The sequence below is a fragment of the Citrobacter sp. TBCS-15 genome, from assembly GCF_005280815.1.
GTDB lineage: Bacteria > Pseudomonadota > Gammaproteobacteria > Enterobacterales > Enterobacteriaceae > Citrobacter > Citrobacter werkmanii.
Map to the genome: position 1 here is coordinate 730,606 of NZ_SZWK01000101.1, position 19,503 is coordinate 750,108.

At 54.2% G+C, this 19,503-nt stretch carries 6 protein-coding genes and 1 other RNA gene; 2 read left to right on the forward strand and 5 right to left on the reverse strand.

Features of this window, described 5'->3' with window-relative positions; genetic code table 11:
- Positions 1-60: 60 nt before the first annotated feature.
- Positions 61-837 (forward strand): isocitrate lyase/phosphoenolpyruvate mutase family protein, encoded by a 777-nt coding sequence (locus tag FDW96_RS06535; RefSeq protein ID WP_137365384.1) that lies wholly within the window; start codon positions 61-63, stop codon positions 835-837.
- Positions 821-1,867 (forward strand): bifunctional transcriptional activator/DNA repair enzyme AdaA, encoded by a 1,047-nt coding sequence (locus FDW96_RS06540; protein WP_042313267.1) that lies wholly within the window; start codon positions 821-823, stop codon positions 1,865-1,867. Before FDW96_RS06535 ends, FDW96_RS06540 begins: the two co-directional genes overlap by 17 nt.
- A gap of 376 nt (positions 1,868-2,243) precedes the next feature.
- On the opposite strand, the gene ssrA is transcribed toward FDW96_RS06540, so the two are convergent.
- The 5 genes from ssrA to FDW96_RS06565 all read right to left on the reverse strand — a co-directional run bounded on the left by ssrA (position 2,244) and on the right by FDW96_RS06565 (position 18,982).
- Positions 2,244-2,607: a transfer-messenger RNA gene (gene ssrA / locus FDW96_RS06545) on the reverse strand.
- 72 nt (positions 2,608-2,679) lie between these two features.
- Positions 2,680-3,843 carry an HlyD family efflux transporter periplasmic adaptor subunit gene (locus tag FDW96_RS06550; protein ID WP_137361384.1) on the reverse strand — a complete coding sequence of 388 codons (1,164 nt, stop codon included), beginning with the start codon at positions 3,841-3,843 and terminating at the stop codon, positions 2,680-2,682.
- A 7-nt stretch (positions 3,844-3,850) separates the two neighbouring features.
- Positions 3,851-6,037, reverse strand: coding sequence for a type I secretion system permease/ATPase (locus FDW96_RS06555; protein ID WP_137365385.1), 2,187 nt, complete (start codon positions 6,035-6,037; stop codon positions 3,851-3,853).
- Positions 6,034-7,443 (reverse strand): TolC family outer membrane protein, encoded by a 1,410-nt coding sequence (locus FDW96_RS06560; RefSeq protein WP_137365386.1) that lies wholly within the window; start codon positions 7,441-7,443, stop codon positions 6,034-6,036. Before FDW96_RS06560 ends, FDW96_RS06555 begins: the two co-directional genes overlap by 4 nt.
- A gap of 70 nt (positions 7,444-7,513) precedes the next feature.
- Complete coding sequence (locus tag FDW96_RS06565; RefSeq protein WP_137365387.1) at positions 7,514-18,982, reverse strand: BapA/Bap/LapF family large adhesin; 11,469 nt, start codon at positions 18,980-18,982, stop codon at positions 7,514-7,516.
- Positions 18,983-19,503 lie beyond the last annotated feature (521 nt).

Consider the following 19,503-nt stretch of genomic DNA (forward strand, 5'->3'; position numbering starts at 1 on the left):
GGTTGTGAGGTTCTTCCTGAGTGCTTAGATTCATTTTCAATCTATCGAGAGGATATGAATATGAACTTTGCAGAACGCCACTATCAGCATGAGCCTCTTCTTATCGCCAACGTCTGGGATGCCGCCAGTGCTGTCGCAGCGCAAAAAGCAGGCTACCAGGTTCTGGGAACGTCCAGTGCAGCTATAGCGTCCACATTGGGATATGACGATGGGCAGGGAATTCCGTTTGATGAGTTATTTTATATGGTCACCCGGATCCGGGCTGTCAGCAACCTGCCATTGAGCGTTGACATGGAAGCAGGGTATGGTGATTCAGCCGAAGAGATAGCAGCCAATCTCAGGCGCCTTGCTCAGACAGGCGTCGCAGGCGTTAACCTCGAAGACAGCCGAGTCATAAACGGGGTTCGTCAGCTTGACGATGTCTCTGATTTTTCCCGTAACCTGAGAACAGTGTGCGATACGCTGAGAAGCGAAAATTACAGCCTGTTTATGAATATCCGGACTGATACTTACCTGCTCGGGCATGAAGACGCGTTGCAGGAGACGATATCACGGGGTCAACGCTATAAAGCTGCAGGTGCTGACGGCCTTTTTGTTCCCTGCCTGACGTCAGAGAAAGACATCAGCCTCATTGCAGAGGCAATGGGATTGCCTCTGAATGTCATGTGTATGCCCGATCTTCCCTCATTCGACAGGCTGAAACGGGCCGGGGTAAGCCGCATTTCAATGGGCAATTTTGTTCATTCGGCCATGCAGTCAACGCTGACTGATGTCATGCATGCGATCCGAACTCGTCAGACGTTTGAAGGACTTTTTGGTGATGAAAATAACCGATAAGAATTTGTGTGATATCTGGTATCAGGCATTACTTGAACGAGCTCCAGAATATACTGGCGTGTTTTTTGTTGGCGTCAAAACCACTGGCGTATTCTGTATTTCTGTATGCCGGGCACGAAAGCCCAAACGCGAAAATGTCGAATTTTATAAAGATGCTAAATCGGCCCTGGCGGCCGGGTTTCGTCCCTGTAAAGTCTGCAGACCCGCAGAAAATGCGCACAGCGCGCCATTATTTGTTGAACAGGCGCTTGCGCTTGTCAGGCGCGATATAAAATCCCGTGTAGCTGACGCGCAGCTTCGCCAGCATGGCATCAGCCCGGAGCGGGTAAGACGCTGGTTCCTGCAACACCATGGCATCACTTTTCAGGCTTTCCAGCGAATGCAGCGGGTGAATATTGCCCTGCAGGAGCTGAAAAGCGGACGAGCGGCGACTGACGTTGCGCTGGACAATGGCTATGAATCCTTGAGCGGCTTTGGTTATACCTACAAGCGTCTTACTGGCGCAGCGCCGACTCAGGCAATCCAGGTGATTGTCATTCACCGGTTTACCACTATGCTTGGACCGATGTTTGTCTGTGCTACAGAGAGGGGGGTCTGTCTGCTGGAGTTTACCGATCGCCGGATGTTAGAAACAGAATTTCGCGATATCCAGCGTTTATTTAACGCCAGAATTGTCACCGGAGAAAACAGCCATACCCGGCAGACAGTAAAAGAAATCAGCGAGTATTTTGCCGGAACTCGCCGACAGTTTGAGCTCTCTGTCGATACTCCGGGCAGTGATTTTCAACAATCTGTCTGGCATGAGCTGCGTGCAGTTCCATATGGCCAGACCTCACACTATCAGGCGATTTCAATTCGGCTTAATAAGCCCAATGCTGTGCGCGCCGTCGCTGCAGCTAATGGCGCAAACCGAATTGCGATAGTGATCCCTTGTCACCGGATAATTGGAAAAGATGGCAAAATGACTGGTTATGGTGGTGGTATTTCGCGCAAAGAATGGCTCATTGAGCATGAGAGAAACAACGCTTAATGGCTTGATGTTCTATGCAGCCGGAAAATTTCAGCTCTGTATAAGTGCCTTGAGTTTGTAATCTATGAAGTTTTTCGCAAGTAAAGGTTAGTATATCGTTCAAAACTGACCATGCCTTCTTTTTCTTGGGGCTTAGCTTTAAGGATCTCGTTGTTAGTGAGGGGGCGTGTGATACGCGCCATGTCTGGAATCTTTCCATAGTTAGTACACGTTTAATGGACCACAATATAGCGTGTACCTAAACGTGTACCAATTTTCTCTGGATTTAGCCGGATTCCCTCGGGCAACAACAGACACAAAAAAGCCCGCAGGGCTTGCGCCGTGCGGGCTCTTAGGACTTCATCGGATGACTCTGGTAATCACCGATGGAGAATTTTGGTGGAGCTGGCGGGAGTTGAACCCGCGTCCGAAATTCCTACATCCTCGGTACTACATGCTTAGTTCGTCTTTACATTCGCCTGGCACCTGCGGACGGACACGCCACTACCAGACTAGCCTGATTAGTTTTAACGCTTCAACCCCAGGCAGGGCATCCACGCGATCTCTTTTGGGTTTGACCTCTCTTTGATCCCCGTCTTAAGAGCGGAAGCTAGGGAGAGAGGGCTCAGAGCAGGTTATTAAGCTGCTAAAGCGTAGTTTTCGTCGTTTGCGACTATTTTTTTGCGGCTTTTTACGAGGCCAACCGCCCCTCGGCATGCACCTTGGGTTTCGCGAATCCCGTCGAATCCAGAATCAGCCCCAATGTGTTAGAGCAAGTATAACAGACTTGTGACACGCGTGACCAGCCCCCGCAACCCCTTATCCTCAAGGATTTACCGCTCGCGCAGCGCTTCTTTAGCCCGATTAAATGGTTTGATTAAATAGTCGGCGATGGTTTTTTCACCTGTTTTTATATCCACTGTGGCAATCATGCCCGGTACGATGGAGAAATGGCGTCCCAGTTTGTTCTCCAGGTAGTCCTGATGGGTACGGATAAACACGCGGTAGTAGAAGATTTCCGGTTTCGCTTTATCCTGGATGGTGTCCGGAGAGATGGTTTCAACTACGCCTTCCAGACCGCCATAAATGGCGTAGTCATAAGCGGTTATCTTGACCAGCGCTCGCTGGCCTGGGTGAATAAATGCGATATCACGTGGCGACAGACGGGTTTCAATGAGTAGATGATCGTCTATTGGCACTATTTCCATCATTTCGCCATTGGGTGGGATAACCCCACCAATGGTGGTGACCTGGATATTTTTCACAATACCGCGCATGGGCGCGCGCACTGTCAGCCGGGTGACGGAATCCTCACGTCCTTTCAAAATAGCTGCCAGCATATCCACTTCGGCGTTGGCTTTAGACAGCGCCTCACGCGCCTGCACGAAGTATTGGGAACGCAGGTCGGTAATTTTTAATCCCAGGTCGCTTTTTTGTCGTTGCAGGCGCAGCACTTCTACATGGCTGGCGGCGCCGCTTTTCTCCAGACGCTGGGTAATGGCCAGCTCTTTGTTAACTGAGACCAGCGCGTCCTGCAGTTCCGCCATAGAATCAGCAAGCTGCGCGCGGCGGCTTTTATACAGACGCGTTTCGGAGGCGACGAGATCAGGCCAGGCGCGCAGTGAATCGGGAAAGGTCAGCGGCAGATCGTTAACTTCAGCATTAAGCCGCGCGCTGGAAGCCAGCGAGGCGCGATAGCGGGCGGCGCTTTCCCCAACGTTGGACTCAGACCGGGTAGGATCGAGGCGTGCCACGATTTGATTGGCCTGCACCTTATCGCCCTCGCGTACCGTCAGCTCGGCGAGGATCCCGCCATCCAGCGACTGCAATACCTGCTCACGTGAGCTGGGGATCACTTTCCCGCTGCCGGTTGAGACTTCATCCAGTTTACCGAAATACGCCCAGATACCCAGCACAGCAAACAACAGCGTGCTGAGCAGAATAATGCGGCTGGCCCCGGAAAAACGGTGTTCGCGGCGGATATCGAGATCGTCCATGGCGGCGTCATGCGGATTGGTTTTCATTTTTCCACTCCCGACCGTGAGTCGGTACAGGTGCCCGACTCGCATTCAACGCCTGCGCTTTCGGGGCATCCATCACCAGTTGACCTTCTTTCAACACCACCACGCGCTCAACCAGCTCCAGAACCGGCACGCGATGGGTGGCGACAATCAATGTGCGGTTGCCCAGCCACAGGTTCAGCCGCTGAATAAACTCCCGCTCGGTATGCTCATCCAGTGAAGCACTGGGTTCGTCGAGTAGTACGATATTGGGCGAGCGCAGCAGCATTCTTGCCAGCAAAATCGACTGCCTCTGTCCCCCGGACAGACCGTTGCCGCCCTCCATAATCGGATGCGCCAGCCCTTTGGCGAGTTGTTTAACAAAAGCCGCTGCGCCGCTGACCTCCAGCGCTTCGAATATCTGCGCGTCGCTGGCATGCGGCGCGCCGAGAGTCAGGTTCTCACGCAGGGTGCCGAAAAACAGGCGCGCATTCTGGCTGAGAAAACCGATGTTGCGGCGTAAATCGGCCATATCGATTTGCGCCAGGCTCAGGTTATCGAGTCGGACCTCGCCCTGAATAATCTCCACGCCGCCCGCCATGGCCTGCAGCAGCGTTGATTTCCCCGCGCCGTTACGACCGAGGATCGCTATTCGTTCCCCGGGCATGATCTCCAGACGGGAGATACGCAGCGGAACGCGCTGATCGTCGCTGTGGTAGCGAAAGTGCGCGTTTTCAAAGAGATAATGACCGTGAAGAATCTCCTGATGTACCCGATCTTCATCGTATTGCGTTTCGGTGGGGAGCTGCATGATGCTGTCCAACCCCATCTTCGCTGCTTTAACCTGCTGCCAGCGGGCCAGCACGCCGCATAGGTTAGCCATTGGGGCAATCATTCTGGAACCGAGCATGGAGGCGGCCACCACGGCCCCGGTGGTCATCGTGCCTTCAATGACCATCGGCGCGCCGAACATAATAATGGCGGCGTAGACCAGACTCTGTACCGACATGCCCCAGCCAATCAGCCCCTGAGTCAGCTTGCGCGTGCGCAGTCCGGACTCTCCGGTAATGCGGATGTAGCTGTTCCACTGCTGTAAAAAGCGGTTTTCCGCCTGCATCAGCTTGATGTCCTCCAGCCCCTGAACGCTTTCAACCAGTACCGCATTACGCAGGGTGGATTCATGTGCGGCCTGGTTGGCGAGCACAGCCAGCTTCTTCTGTAACAGTAAACCTGGCAGGATCATCAGCAGGGCGGCGACGGGCGCTATCCATGCCAGCGGCGGGGCAATGCAGGCCAGTACCACGATAAACAGAAAGAAAAAAGGCAGATCGACAATAGTCGACATGGTCGAGGAGGTGATCATCTCGCGAACCTGCTCCAGCTCGCGGAGTTGAGAAATAAAGCTCCCCGTCGAGCGAGGTACGGCGCTATTACGCAGCCGCAGGGCATGGCTGAATACCCGATCGGAAATGCGCATATCGGCGCGTTTACCCAGCAGATCCATAATGTGGGTACGTGCTTCGCGCAGCAGAAAGCCAAACAGGACCGCCACCAGAACGCCGGTTGAGAGAACATACAGCGTCGGATATGACTGCGCCGGAATCACCCGATCGTAGACCTGCATCGAAAAGATAATCCCGGAGAGCGACAGAACGTTAATCAGAAAAGCGGCAACCATCACTGGCAGGTAAGGGCGGATATCCTGTAAAACCAGTTCGCGCATCCAGTCGGGTTTAAAGCGAGAAATATAGCGGTCTACCCGACTGTCTTTTAGCGCCGAAAGCGGGCGCAGCGCGGTAATGCTTACGATCTCTGGCACAAGCTCTGCGACCGTCACCCGGTTACGTTGCCCCTCTTCGGCGATGATAAAAACATCCAGTGCATCGTCACCGTTGAAATGCTCTATCACCATGATTTGGCCGTCGCGCAGTTCCGCTACTACCGGTAAACGCCACTGGCTGAACGCCTGCTTTGTGGTGTCCAGCGCGTGAAATGACAGACCCGCCTGGCGCGCCAGTTGTGTCAGCGCGAGGGGGCGGTTTTTCCCTGCAAACCACGGGGCGTTGGCCTGGATTGCGCCGGGCGAGCAGGCAACACGATAGTGGCTGGCAATATACGTCATCGCCTGCGCCCATTGGCTTAGGGGCTGTTCGCCAATGGCCTCTTCCGCATGTGAATCGACGTCGCTCATAGCTGTATCTCCACCGATTGAATGCTGCGGTTATTTAAGGCGAACGCCTGGCGTAGCGATCCGGTATTGTAGAGGCAGTTAAGCTGTAACTGGCGCAGCTGGTTTTGGGTCTGGAGTTCAGCAAAGCGCGCCTGATACACCTCCTGCTCGGCGTTAAGCACATCGAGCAACGGGCGTGAACCAAGATCCAGATACTGCTGTTGATACAGCTCGCGCGTTTGTTCACTCAGTCGCTGCTGGCGTCGCAGAATTTGCAGGGCGGTGGCGAGACTCATAGCCTGGCTGCGGGATTCCAGTAATTTCTGCCGTACCTCAAGCCGGGTTCGTTGAATGGAATACTGGGCTGACTCAACCGCATGACTGGCGGCGTTGCGTCTGGCGGTAAGTCCACCCCCCTGATACAGCGGCATTTCAACTTTTACCCATGCGGAGTACTGGGTTTTGTCGAGTACCTCATGGCTGGGGTATTTGTCGTTGAGATAGTGCTGAACCGACGGCTCCAGAGAAATAGTTGGCGTCATTTGCGCGTTGGCGTAGTCGAGGTTGGCCTGCGCCACATTTGCCTGCGCCCACGCCGCCAGCACGGCAGGAACCAGCTTATCGTCGGGTTTAACGACATCACAACTGCTGTCCAGTTTGCCGGGGAATTCATTGCTGATGCCGTTGAGCGAGTTCCAGCCGAGATAGCTCATCAGAGTTGCCTTGCTGCTGTCGAGATTGGCCTGGTACTGCGCCAGTTGCGAACGAGCGGACTCTATACGCGCATCGGTTTGCACCACGTCTGATAGCGAGGTTGCGCCTTCATCATTGCGTTGCCGGGTCAGTCGGCCAATGCCGTTCAGAGCGGCGAGTTGCTCCTCGGCGGCATCCACCATTTGCTGCCACGTCTGCACCTGGACTATCGCGTTAGCGGTCGCGTGCGCGATGGTATCAATACTGAGTAACACATTAGCCTGCTGCTGCGCGGAACCTGCGGTTTCAGCGCGGACCTGGCTGGCCACTTTGCCGAAGTCATACAGCATTTGTGACACCGAAATAACCAGGGCCGGGCTAAAGCCGTGGTCGGTGTAAGTATTGCTGTAGCCGTTGTTCATTCCGGCAGTTACCTGCGGGTAATATTTCGATTTCGCCACGTCTATCTGCTCATTCTGTGTGAGTAATTTGCCGATAGATTCACGAATGGATGGGTGCCAGCTCACGGCACGACTCACGGCATCGTTCAGCGTCAGAGTACCGGGGGCGGCGGAGCTTAGCGGCAGATCGGCAACGGAGCCGTCAAGGTTTGGAAGCATCTGGCTATTTGCCAACCCTTCCGGCGTAATAATTTGCGGTTCATCCTCGGCATTCACCTGCATGGAACACAGCGTTAATGCCAGCAGTAATGCCACGGGCATGACTTTTCCCATATCTCATCCCTTTCAAATACAACCGTTACGGCAGTTGCTCCGGGCGTCGTGGCGCCCGGAGCTTTATGTATTAACCACCCGTGATGAGATGGTTGTTCTGTAGCAGTTCATTCAGCGTGGTGTTGACGTTCTCCAGGGTGATGAGGTTGGTGGATTGATAAGTTCCACCCGTACCATCGCGGTCGATGGCGATCACGGTGTTGGATCCGTTGGTGGTGACCTGCACGTAGTTTCCAAGCGTTGAGGCCTGATGGTTCCATCCGCTCAGCAGTTCGTGGATATCGATCTTGTCGCCCTGGGCCATAGAGAAATTGGTCCAGTTGTCGCTGTTGTTCCCTCCGGTTGCGTTGTTGGCATTAAGCAGATGATAGATAAGCGTATCGCCGTAGACCGACCCGGTGATCACATCATGTTGTGAGGAGCTTGCCAGCTGCGGATTCATATTGATGGTCAGCGTGGCGGTGTCCGTATGTCCGTTTTGGTCATTAAGCGTATAGGTGAAGGTCTCTTTGGTGGTCATCGATGCCACGGTCGTACCCGGCTTCAGCGTGTAGGTGTATGAGCCATCCAGATTCATGGTCAGTGAACCATAATGGCCCTGAACGGTGGCGCTACTGGTACTGCTGGTCGGATTGAGCGTGGCGGTACTGCCGTTATAGCCATTAACGGTAAGCAGGGTATGGACGGTTGACAGCTGATCGTGGGCGCCTGCCGCATCACTACCATCAAAAATATTGCCATTTACCGTGGTGGTGTTGACGTCAAAGGTATTAAGGTGCCAGGTGGTGCCGGTGACGTTCGGCGTAATGCTGACGTCGCCCACGGCCAGCCCTCCCATCGTTCCTGTGAAGCTGACGCTATAATGACCTGCGGTCAGTTCGGCATTCCCCAGCGAGACCGCGATTGAACTGCCTAACAGACTGATGGCGCTGGCAGGTACCGTACCTGAAAGTGTGTATCCGCCAGGGCCGGTTATCGTCCAGCTCACACCGAGCGTACCGACGGTGATTAGCGTGTTGATATCGAAGTTAAGCGTAGCGTTTTTCAGGACGTCATTTGTCGCGATGTCAAACGAACCTGTCGCGGTTGCCTTGCTCCCCAGTGTCGGAATTGTCGCTGTTCCCAGCGCGCCGCTGCCATATGCAGCCGAGTCCTGAACGGTATTTACCGCCATGATGCTGCTGACGTCATCGACGGCATTCAACGCCTGCGGGGTTGGCGTGATGTTCAGTGAGGCGGTATCCGTATCACCATTCTGCGCGCGAACGGTATAGACGAAGCTGTCCGGGGATTTGATGCTGTCCGCACCAACGCCGTTTTTCAGGGTATAGGTGTAATTTCCTTTTGCATCAATGGATAACGTACCGTAGAGTCCGTTTATGGTGGTGCTTCCCGATGCCGGGACAGCCACGCCGTTGACTTCAGTGATCACCGCATCTGGCGGCACAATATCGTTAGTTAACACATTGCCGGTGGTATTGGCGGTAGTGCTATCTACGGCATAGGTATGATCCTGCGAGATATTGAGCGTGTAACCGGTGAGGGCGCTGATCCCGCTGGCGGTATTCAGTACAAACAGGTATTCACCGCCTGGCAGCGTTACCGTCAACGGCTGTGAATTTCCATTCAGCAGCAGGGTGTTGATCCAGCCTTTTTGCACCCGGTATTGTTCAAACTGCTGGATCGCATCATTGAAGCGGTAGATATAAAGATCGAACGTTGAGGCCAGCGTTACGCCGCCAACGGTCCCTTGAATGGTCATCGTACGGGTTGAGCCATCCTCTACATCAAAGATAATCGGATTGCTCATGTCATCAAGCAGGTTGGCGTTAAGTACGGTACCAACTCCGACGCTTAATACCGTCAGACCGCTTTGTACTGATGACCCATTGTTGACATAGCTGACGCTGGTATCAAAGACCATGGCAGCATTGTTGTCGGCCGCAATAACGGTGGTGGCCGCCGGGGCTGGCCCCAGGTTGATCACCAGATGTGCCGAGCTGCTGTTGCTACCCTGTGTGATGGTATAGGTGAAGCTCTCTTTTTGACCGTAAACCGCGGCGCTGGTGTTAGTTAATTTGTAGCTGTAGCTGCCGTCCTGGTTGATGTGCAGGGTGCCGTACTGACCTGTGATATCGACCCCTCCCGCGCCAACGACGGTGGTTTTCCCGCTGGCATCAGTGACTGATGTTAGTGTTGTTCCGGTTGGCGTAACGTCATCGGCCATCACGTTGCCAGTATTGACGGTCGGCCCGCTGACAACGCCTGCGCTGGTCTGATGAACGTCTACGTCCAGGCTGGTATATGAACCTGTCGCCAGCAGGCTGGTGTTATACGTCAGCACGCGATACTGCCCGCCGGTCAGGCCAGTCAGATTCAGGGTGACGCCGCTACCAGTTAACGTCAGTAGGTTTGCGAAGTCGCCATTTGCAGTGTTGATGAAGGTGCTCCAGGTGCCGAGAGTGGCATCAAAGCGCTGCACCACAATCTCCTGGGTACTGAGCAATGACAGAACAATGCCTGTCGCTGCCGCATCGATCGTAACATTGCCAGAACCGCCGGCGGCAATGGTGAACTGTACCTGTGCGGTGTCATTACCCAGAACGGAGGCGACATTCCCCAAAGCACCTACCAACAGCAGACCGTAGTCAGAGTAGCTTTGTGAGCTGGTGGTTGCGGTGGTCGTCAGAGCGAGGCTGGTGACGTTATCGTTAGCCGAGAGTGGGAGGATTGGGGCGGTAATGGAGAGCGACCCCGACGTATTGCCCGCCGCATCGGTTGCGGTTATGCCCAGCTTCTGCCCTTCAATTTGTTTGGTCGGCAAGGTCAATGACCAGGCGCCGTTGCTTCCTGCCGTCGTGGTGTAGGTACCCGCGCCAGGGATTGTCACCGTCACCGTGCTGTTTGCTTCTGCCTGACCTGTTAGCGAACCGCCATCCGCACTTAGTATGCCGGTTGGCGTATTGGGAGCCAGTGTATCGACCACCACTGTGGCGGGACCTGATGCGGCTCCTGTGCCATTAGCGTTGGTTGCCGTTGCGGTAAAGGCGTGCGAGCCCTCGGTCAAATTGCTGCCAGGCGTGAAGGACCAGACGCCGCTGGCGTTTGCCGTTGTGGAGCCAAGCAGCGCCCCGTTGTTGTAAATATTGATGACGGCATTGGCCTGTGCCGTTCCGTTTAGCGTAGGTAAGGCATCGTTGGTTACCTGGCCATTGGCGATAATCCCGGTATAAATGCCGAAATCATCCACAACACTGACGATGGTTGGGGCATCGGGTACGCGGGTATCCGGGGCAGTGAACCCGGCAGAAACACCGGTATTACCCGCTTTATCCTGAGCAAATGCCAGCAGCGCCTGGCCGCTGGTTTGTGCCGGGGAAAGCGCCACCACAAAGCTGCCAGCACCATCCGCAGTGGCGATTCCCAGTACGGTTCCTGTACTGGATGTAATGGTCACGGTGCTCCCTGCTTCAGCTGTACCGCTGACACGGTTGCCGGTTGCATTGATAGTAAGGCCTGTCGGCGCGCCGGGCGCAAGGGTATCCACTACAATCGACGAGCCAGGGGAGGTGGGGCTCACGTTACCCGCCGTATCAGTGGCATTCACCGTATAAGCATGCGTGCCCTGGCCCAACGCTGAGGTGGGAGTCCAGGTCCAGTTTCCGCTGGCGTTCGCCGTTACGGAGGCCACCAGCGCGCCGTTGTCAAAGATATTGACCGTGCTGTTGGCTTCCGCCGTGCCGTTGAGCGTGGGGAGGGTATCATTGGTGGACTGACCATTACCCACTGCACCAGTGATGTTAGGCACATCATCAATAATGCTGACAATAACTGGCACGCCTGGCGCGGTGGTATCAACGACTATCACAAAACTGTTGGTCGCCGGGCTGTTATTACCCGCCGCATCGGTGGCGGTGACGGTTAGCGTGTGCGAGCCTTCGCTGAGCGGGGTTCCCGGCGTGAAGCTCCAGACACCACCTGCTCCAGCCGTGGTTGTTCCCAACAAGGTGTTGCCGTCATAAACACTTACCGTACTTCCCACCTCAGCAGTCCCGTTCAGTGTTGGCCGGCTGTCATTACTGATCTGACCGTTATTCAGGTTGCCGAATACACCGCCAGCAACGTCATCCACGACGGTAGTCAGGATTGGCGTAGCGGGGGCCGATGTGTCGACAGTCAGCGTAAAACCGCCTGTTGGTTGGCTGGCGTTGCCTGCTGCATCTGTAGCGACAGCGGTAATGGTATGTGTACCGCTTCCCAACGTGGAGGTGGTGACGCTCCAGGTACCGTTGGCTAACACGGTGGTGGTTCCCAGGACGGTATTATTCTCATACAGGGTGATTGTGGCTCCGGCCTCCGCTGTTCCGCTAAACGTCGGCGTTGGATCGTTGGTACTTTGTCCGTTAGTAATCGCCCCGGTGCCAGGGGGCATATCTTCGGTCACCAGGGTAATAACCGGTAGCAATGGCGCGGTGGTATCCACCACGAATGTGAAGCTGTCCGATGCAGGACTCACATTACCCGCCGCATCGATGGCCATTACGGTGATGACATGGTTTCCCGTGGCCATTGCAGGCGCTGTTGGTTGCGTAGGCGTATAGCTCCAGTTACCGCTGCTGTTAGCGGTTATCTCCGTTAACAAAGAGCCGTTGTCAAAGATACGGATTATGGCGTTGGGTTCGCTGGTACCGCTGAATGTCGGGCGGGCATCATCAGTAATTTGTCCATTGCTGAGATTGCCGGTGAGTGGCCCTTGATCGTCAAAGACGGTGGTTATGACAGGTGCAACGGGGGCGGTGGTATCAATAGTGAATGAGCGAACATCCGATGCCGGCCCGGTATTTCCCGCGGTATCTGTTGCCTTCGCGGTAAGATTCCATGTGCCCGCAGCAAGCGCATTTGTTGGTGTAAAGCTCCAGTTGCCGCTGGCCTGGACGAGGGCGGTGCCCACGAGAGAAGCGCCGTTATAAATAGATATCGTCGAGCCTGCTTCACCGGTTCCGGTAATTGTCGGCCTTGTCTCATTGGTGCTTCCACCATTCGGTACGACGCCTATCACGGGGGCCGTATTATCCGCGATGCTGGTAATGACTGGCGCTACAGGTGGAGTGGCGTCAACATTCAGCGTAAATCCACCGGACAGGGCGCTGGTGTTGCCGGCTGGGTCAGTCGCGCTAAGGGTAAAGGTATGGTTACCATTAGTGAGTGGTGTTCCAGGCGTGAAGCTCCACGACCCGGTTCCATCAACAATGGCTGTGCCAATCGGTGTTGTTCCGCCATCCAGCCAGATGTTAATTGTAGCCCCGATTTCTCCGCGACCGTTGAGCGTCGGAGTCGCGTCGTTGGTGAGTTGACCGCTGACCAGATTGCCGGTTAAACCGGGCTGATCGTCTACCACGGAAGTGAGCGTTGGTACGGCGGGGGGCGTCACATCCACGACGATATTCCACCCAGAGGAGGCTGCGCTGGTGTTACCTGCCGGGTCGGTGGCGCTGACGGTCAGGGTGTGGCTGCCTTCCGTTAGCGCGCTGTCAACCGTCCAGGACCAGGTTCCTCCTGCACCTACTACAGTCGTACCAAGGAGTACGCCGTTATCAAAGATATTAATTGTCGCACCGGTTTCGCCCGTACCGTTCAGCACGGGCTGGCGATCGTCGGTTGCCTGGCCTGGTAAAACGGAAACGTTCGGTAGGTTGTTATCGTCAATCACCGATGTAATTGTCGGGACGGTGGGCGCTTGTGCGTCAATGGTCAGGGTGAAATCGCCCGAAATAGCCTCGGTATTACCCGCACTATCCGTTGCGCGGGCGGTGAACACATGCTGGCTGTTACTGAGATTACTTCCCGGCGTGAAGCTCCAGCTACCGTTTTGAGCTACGGTGGTAGTGCCGATCGCATTGCCATTATCAAAGATGGTTATAGTGGCACCTGCTTCGCCGGTACCGTTGAGCGTAGGGCGCGCATCGTTTGTTAGCGCGGCGTTAGCCAGTGAGCCGGTGTAGCCGGGAACGTCATCCGTCGCGTTGACAATCACCGGCTGGAGCGGTGCGGTTAAATCTACCGTTATTGCAACGGGGGCGGACAGACCGCCCTTGCCGTTACCGTTGGTGGCCTGAACGGTAAAATTGTAGTTCCCTTCGCCCGGCAGGGTGGGAACCGCAAATGTCCAATTGCCGCTGGTATCAACGATGGCCTGGCCAGCGCTGGTGCCGTTAATAAAGACTTCGACCGTCGACCCCACTTCCGTTGTGCCACGAAGCGTGGGGGTGGTGTCGTCTGTTCTACCGCCAGCAGTGAGAATATTTCCCTGTACGCTACCGACATCGTCGTCAATCGCGGTAATGAACGGCACATCAGGCAGGCCGCTGTCAGAGGCAGGAAAGGTCGCATTGGGGCTTTCGTTACCCGCGCGATCAATTGCTTTCGCCGTGAGTTCACCGCCGTTGGTCTGCGCCGGGCTTAAGGTTACGGCGAATTCGCCGGTATTATTTGCGGTTGCGGTACCGATTAGCGTGCCGGAAGCATCGCGAATTTCAACCGTGGCGAAAGGATCTGCCAGACCAGCAACCCGGGTGCCATCCGGTGAGACAGTCTGGATCGTCGGGGCTGGCGGCGGTGTAATATCTACGGTGATATTAATGGCCGGCGTTTGAACCGTCGTGTTTCCGGCTCCGTCATCTGCACTGAAGGTCAGCGCGTGAGGATCTTCTGAAAGTGCAGGCGTGGTGAAGGTCCATTTTCCATCAATGACGTTTGCGGTCCCTATAGCTGTGCCATTGTCATAAATCGTTATTGTGCTGCCCGTCTCTCCGGTGCCGTTGATGGTTAACGTCTGGTCGTTAGTGAAGGAGCCATCGCTCAGAGTGCCAGTGACCGGGTTGACGTTATCAAGGATTTCCGTCACTACCGGTGCCTGCAGAGGAATGGTATCAACGGTAAAGGTAAAGCTGTTCGATGTCCCGCTGGGATTACCGGCGGCGTCTTTTGCGCTGGCGGTCAGGGTATAGGTACCATCGAGCAGGGCGCTGGTAATGGGGAATTCCCAGTTGCCAGAACTGTCGACGGTGGCCACGCCCAGAACGGTAGCGCCATTGAATACAGTAATAATACTGCCAGCTTCACCCGTACCATGAATAACCGGCGTATTGTCATCGGTGGTGGCGCCGCTGTTAAAGTTGGCATTGGGCGTGTTGTCATCATCCGTCGCAAATCCGATGGTAGGATTGCCTGGTGCTGTTGTGTCAATGGTTAGGGTGACGGGATCCGACGGATCGCTGGTATTGCCCGCAATGTCGGTTTCAGTTGTGGTGATGACGTAAGTCGTGTCTGGGTCTAATGGGCTCGGGGTAAAGGTCCAGCTCCCGTTATCACCTACCGTTGTTTGACCAATTTCGCTGCCGTTATTATAGATAGTGATAGTGCTACCCGGCTCTCCCTTCCCGCTGAAGGTGGGCGTGGTGTCATTGGTTGTGCCACCACTGGCAACGTTTCCGACAACGGGTAGAACGTTATCGGTGATTAGCGGTACGTCAGGTTTCGCAGGTGGAATGGTATCAATTGTGATCGAGTAGACGCCGGATACCGGGCTGACGTTGCCTGCCGCATCGGTAGCCGTCGCGGTAATGACGTTTAACCCTTCAGATAAATTGGCGGTTGGCTGGTAGGTCCATTTCCCTTGTGCATTGACCTTTACCGTGTCCACCTCAGTGCCATTATTATAGAGCGTGATCGTGGCGCCTGGCTCACCGGTACCGCTCAGAAGTGGGGTTTCCTGATTCGTTGTGCTGCCATTAGCCAGGACGACATTTTCGGTACCCACAACAATGGTTGCTGACAGGATTTGTGGTGCATTTGGCGCATTTGTATCGACCTGTAGCGTGAAGCTGGTGGATTTCGGGCCTTCATTGCCCGCCGGATCGCTGGCGGTTGCCGTCAGAACATGTGTGCCGTCACCCAGAACCACTGGCGGCGTGAATTGCCAGCTTCCATCCGTGCCAACCTTTGTTTCGCCAATCGGCTTGCCATTGTCATAAATGGTGATGGTGTCGCCAGCGGTGCCACTACCGGTTAACTGTGGCTGAGAAGAGTTGGTCGGTTGACTGGTATCGATAGGATTTTTATCAGGATCAAGGATCGCAGAAAATCCCGGGGCGAGGGGTGCCGTGCTGTCAATGGTAATGGTGAACCCTGCGGAGAGAGGTGTCGTGTTTCCATTGTTGTCGCTGGCTGTCACCGTAAATTCATATTTATTATCGGGCAACGTTTGCGGCGGGGTGTAGCTCCATATCCCGCTAGTATCGACGGTAATATCTGCAATCAGTTGCCCGTCACGCATCAGATGAACTATTGAGCCGGGTTCGCCGGTTCCGTTGATGGTTGGCGTGTTATCGTTGGTCAGACCGTTATTGGCGATGGAACCGACAATGCCCGGCTTGTCATCCGTTACATGGGTAATGGCAGGCATTTGCGGTGACTGCGTATCAACAATCAGTTCAAACGCGGTCGCCGGGCTGGCGTTGCCTTTGGTATCTGTAGCGACAGCCGTAAGCTGGTGTTTCCCTTCACCGAGGTCGGTCTGAGGGGTGAAGCTCCAGCTACCGTCTGGCTGCATTACGGCCACACCTAGAGATGTCCCGTTATCAAATATCTCTACAGTTGAGCCAGCTTCTGCTGTGCCGCTCAGCGTCGGACGGTTATCGTTGGTTGTTTGTCCACTGGTGAGTGGCCCGGTATCGCCTGCGACGTCATCAAATACCTGCAAAATAATGGGCTTATCTGGGGCGGTAGTATCCGGCGCAACTGCGGTTTTCGCCGGGCTTTCATTTTTAGCGCTGTCAGTGGCGGTGACGCTGACGGTTTCGCCATTTGTCTGCGCAGGTGAAAGCGGTACGCTAAAGTTGCCATCGCTTCCCGTTTTTCCAGTACCGATGGTGCTGCCGTCCGGTGCGGTAATGGTTATTGTACTGCCTGGTTCAGCCGTCCCCGTTACGCTGGTGCCTTCCGGGCTCACCTTCACATCTTCTGGTGCGAGTGGTGCGGTCGTATCCGGTGCGAGCACGGTAGACGGTAGACTCTCATTTTGTGCAGCGTCTTTGGCTGTTGCCGTTAACGCTTCGCCATTGGTTTGTGGTGAATTTAGCGGGGCGATGAATTGCCCGCTGCCGTTGGCGATCCCGGTACCCAGTACGTTACCCGCGACGTCTTTGATGATAACCGTAGAACCGGGTTCCGCCTGACCACTAACGGATTCACCGTCGGCAGCGACAGTTAGTCCGGAAGGGGAGGCTGGTGGCGAAATATCCGGTACTTTCAGGCTCTCTACAGGACCCGTATTTGAGGCTCTATCAGTAACCGAAATGGTCAGCGTTTCACCATTGGTTTTGGCGGGATTAATGCCTATTGAGAATGAGCCGTCATTACCTGCCTTACCGCTTCCCAAAACATTTCCCTGACTGTCTTTAATCACCACCGTGCTGCCTGCTTCGGTGGAGCCTGTCAGCGTGGTTCCCTGATTAATGACTTCCAAATCTTCCAGCACCGGAGGTTGGGTGTCGATATCAACCGCAAAGCTGATGGACTGTCCGCTGGTGCCGAAGTTATTTGTCGCCGTTGCGGTAAAAAGATGATCGCCATCAGGAAGTGGCTGAGAGGGCGTAAAGCTCCACTTCCCATCGTTGTCAGCAATCACCGGCGGGATTGTTGGCATTGGCACGCCATTGTCATTAATTGTGATAACACTTCCCGGTTCAGCAGTGCCGCTGATGGTCGGGCGATTGTCATCTGTAGCATCGCCGTTTTTCAAAGCACCGGTCACGCTCCCAATGTCATCTGACACGGTGATGATGATCGGTTGAGAAGGATATTGAGAGTTTGATGCAGTAAATTGGCCTGCCGGTCCGTTATTACCTACCTCGTCCCGGATACGTGTTTCCAGCGTTTCGCCATGCGTTTTCGCTGGATTCAGCGTAATACTGAATAAGCCATCCTGGCCTACTACAGCTGAACCGAGGAGATTGTTATCGGCATCATAGATGGAGACGGTACTGCCGATTTCAGCATGGCCTGTTACGGTGGTGCCATCCACGGAGACTGAGTCAACCACCGCAGCAGGTGGGGGAGTCGTATCAACAATAATCGTTGGGGTTGTCGTTATTTCGCTGACGTTTCCTGCTTTATCCGTCTGTTGGATCGTGAACGTATGTGCGCCGTCGCTTAACGCTGTTGTCGGGGTGAAGCTCCACTGGCCGCTGGCATCAACGACAGTCGTCCCCAGAATGATGTTCCCTTCACGGATGGTGATGGTATTTCCTGCTTCACCTTTACCGGATAGGGTTGGTTTTGCTTCATCAGTGTGTGCGTTATTGATGAGTAGACCAGTAATGTACCCTGTTTTATCCGTTAGGGCTTCAAGTACAGGGGCTTCCGGGGTGTGAGTATCAATGTTGAGCGTGAATTGGGTAGATTCTCCGCTGCTGCCTTTAAGGTTGGTAGCAATGGCTGTAAAGCTGTGTTCACCATCTGCCAGCGGTGTGGCAATAGCAAAGCTCCATTTTCCATTCGATCCCACCACGGCGGTACCTGTCTCTTTACCATCAACATAAATATGGATAGTTGAGCCGGGGGTGCCGGTTCCCTGTAGCGTTGGGGTATTGTCATTGGTAAATTGCTTGTTAGCGACAGTCCCGGTTTCCGGAGCCTGATCGTCTATAGCAGCAGAAATTACCGGTGTGGCAGGCAGAGGAATATCGGGCGCGTTAACGCTCGCGGCGGGGCTGGTATTACCTGCCGCATCGGTTGCGGTAACGGTCAGGTGTTCTCCGCTGAGTTTAGGGGGATTAAGATCGATCGCAAATTTGCCGTCACTGTCTGCTTTACCCTGACCAACAATGTTGCCCTGCGCATCTTTAATGATGACTGTACTGCCCGGTTCTGCCTGCCCGGTCAACGACTTGCCATCAGGGGAGACCACCAGTGCAGTTGGGGATGTTGGTGGAGTGGTATCTCCGCTATTATTACCGCCTGGATTAGTGCCACCATCTGGATTTGTTCCAACGCCAGGATCCGTACTACCACCGGGATTACCATTGCCTGAGCCGTTGTCGTTATTGTGATGTCCGCCACCGCCGCCAGAAGAGGCTATAGCTGCAATCCCACCTGCGGCAACGACCCCGCCGAGAACCCAGGGCCAGACTGCGCCACCGTCATGACTGCCTTCGGCCGTCATCAGCGGCGTGAGATCGTCCAGGTGCTGAAAATGGAAAGCGCCATCCGTATCCTGAACCCACCACAGCGCGCCATTGCTGTCTTCCAGAACCAGCTGGTTTTGCGCATCACCTTTTCCGACGTAAAAATTTTTAATGGTGATGGTTTCACCTGAACGGAGTGTGACAACCAGATCCTGATTAACGCGAGTCAACTGGCTGACCTCCTCACGCGAAACGGACAGTTTCACAATAGAAGGTGAGTTGAGCGTAATTTCAGAGGCTTCAACATTGGTAGAAACACCAGTCAACTTCGATACAACGGCGAGTAGACGCATATGTTCACTCCTGATGGCAGGTCGGGAGTATTAATCCGCAACGGCGTGCCGGGAAAATGAGCAGACAGGTGCCTCGTTCATCATAATGATGAACTTGCACATGTAATTTCATGGATGAGATTTACAGATATCAGTTTCTGAACAAATAAAGTCGTAGTCTGAGCACCAAAAATAGTTCTTTCGTATTAGATGATATAGTCAGAAAGAAACTTTTCTGCAATGTCCAGATATTAAAAATATATGATGACATTTTTCACCGAAAAGAGTTAAACGTTTCGATAAATAGGCTTTATTTATAACTTGCTGTAATCATTGCTTTTATTATTTATTGTTAATAATAAACAACAGTAATAATAATGCTATTTCGTAGAGTGGAAAATATAGGGCGGGAGTACTTGAAGTTTTATTCTATTAGGCTACTCCTTGCCTGCGGATTGGAGGTTGTATTTTTAGCTGAACGATTCAGCAATGGAATCTATAATTACTATGAATGTATAATGCGACTTTCAATAACTAAAAAA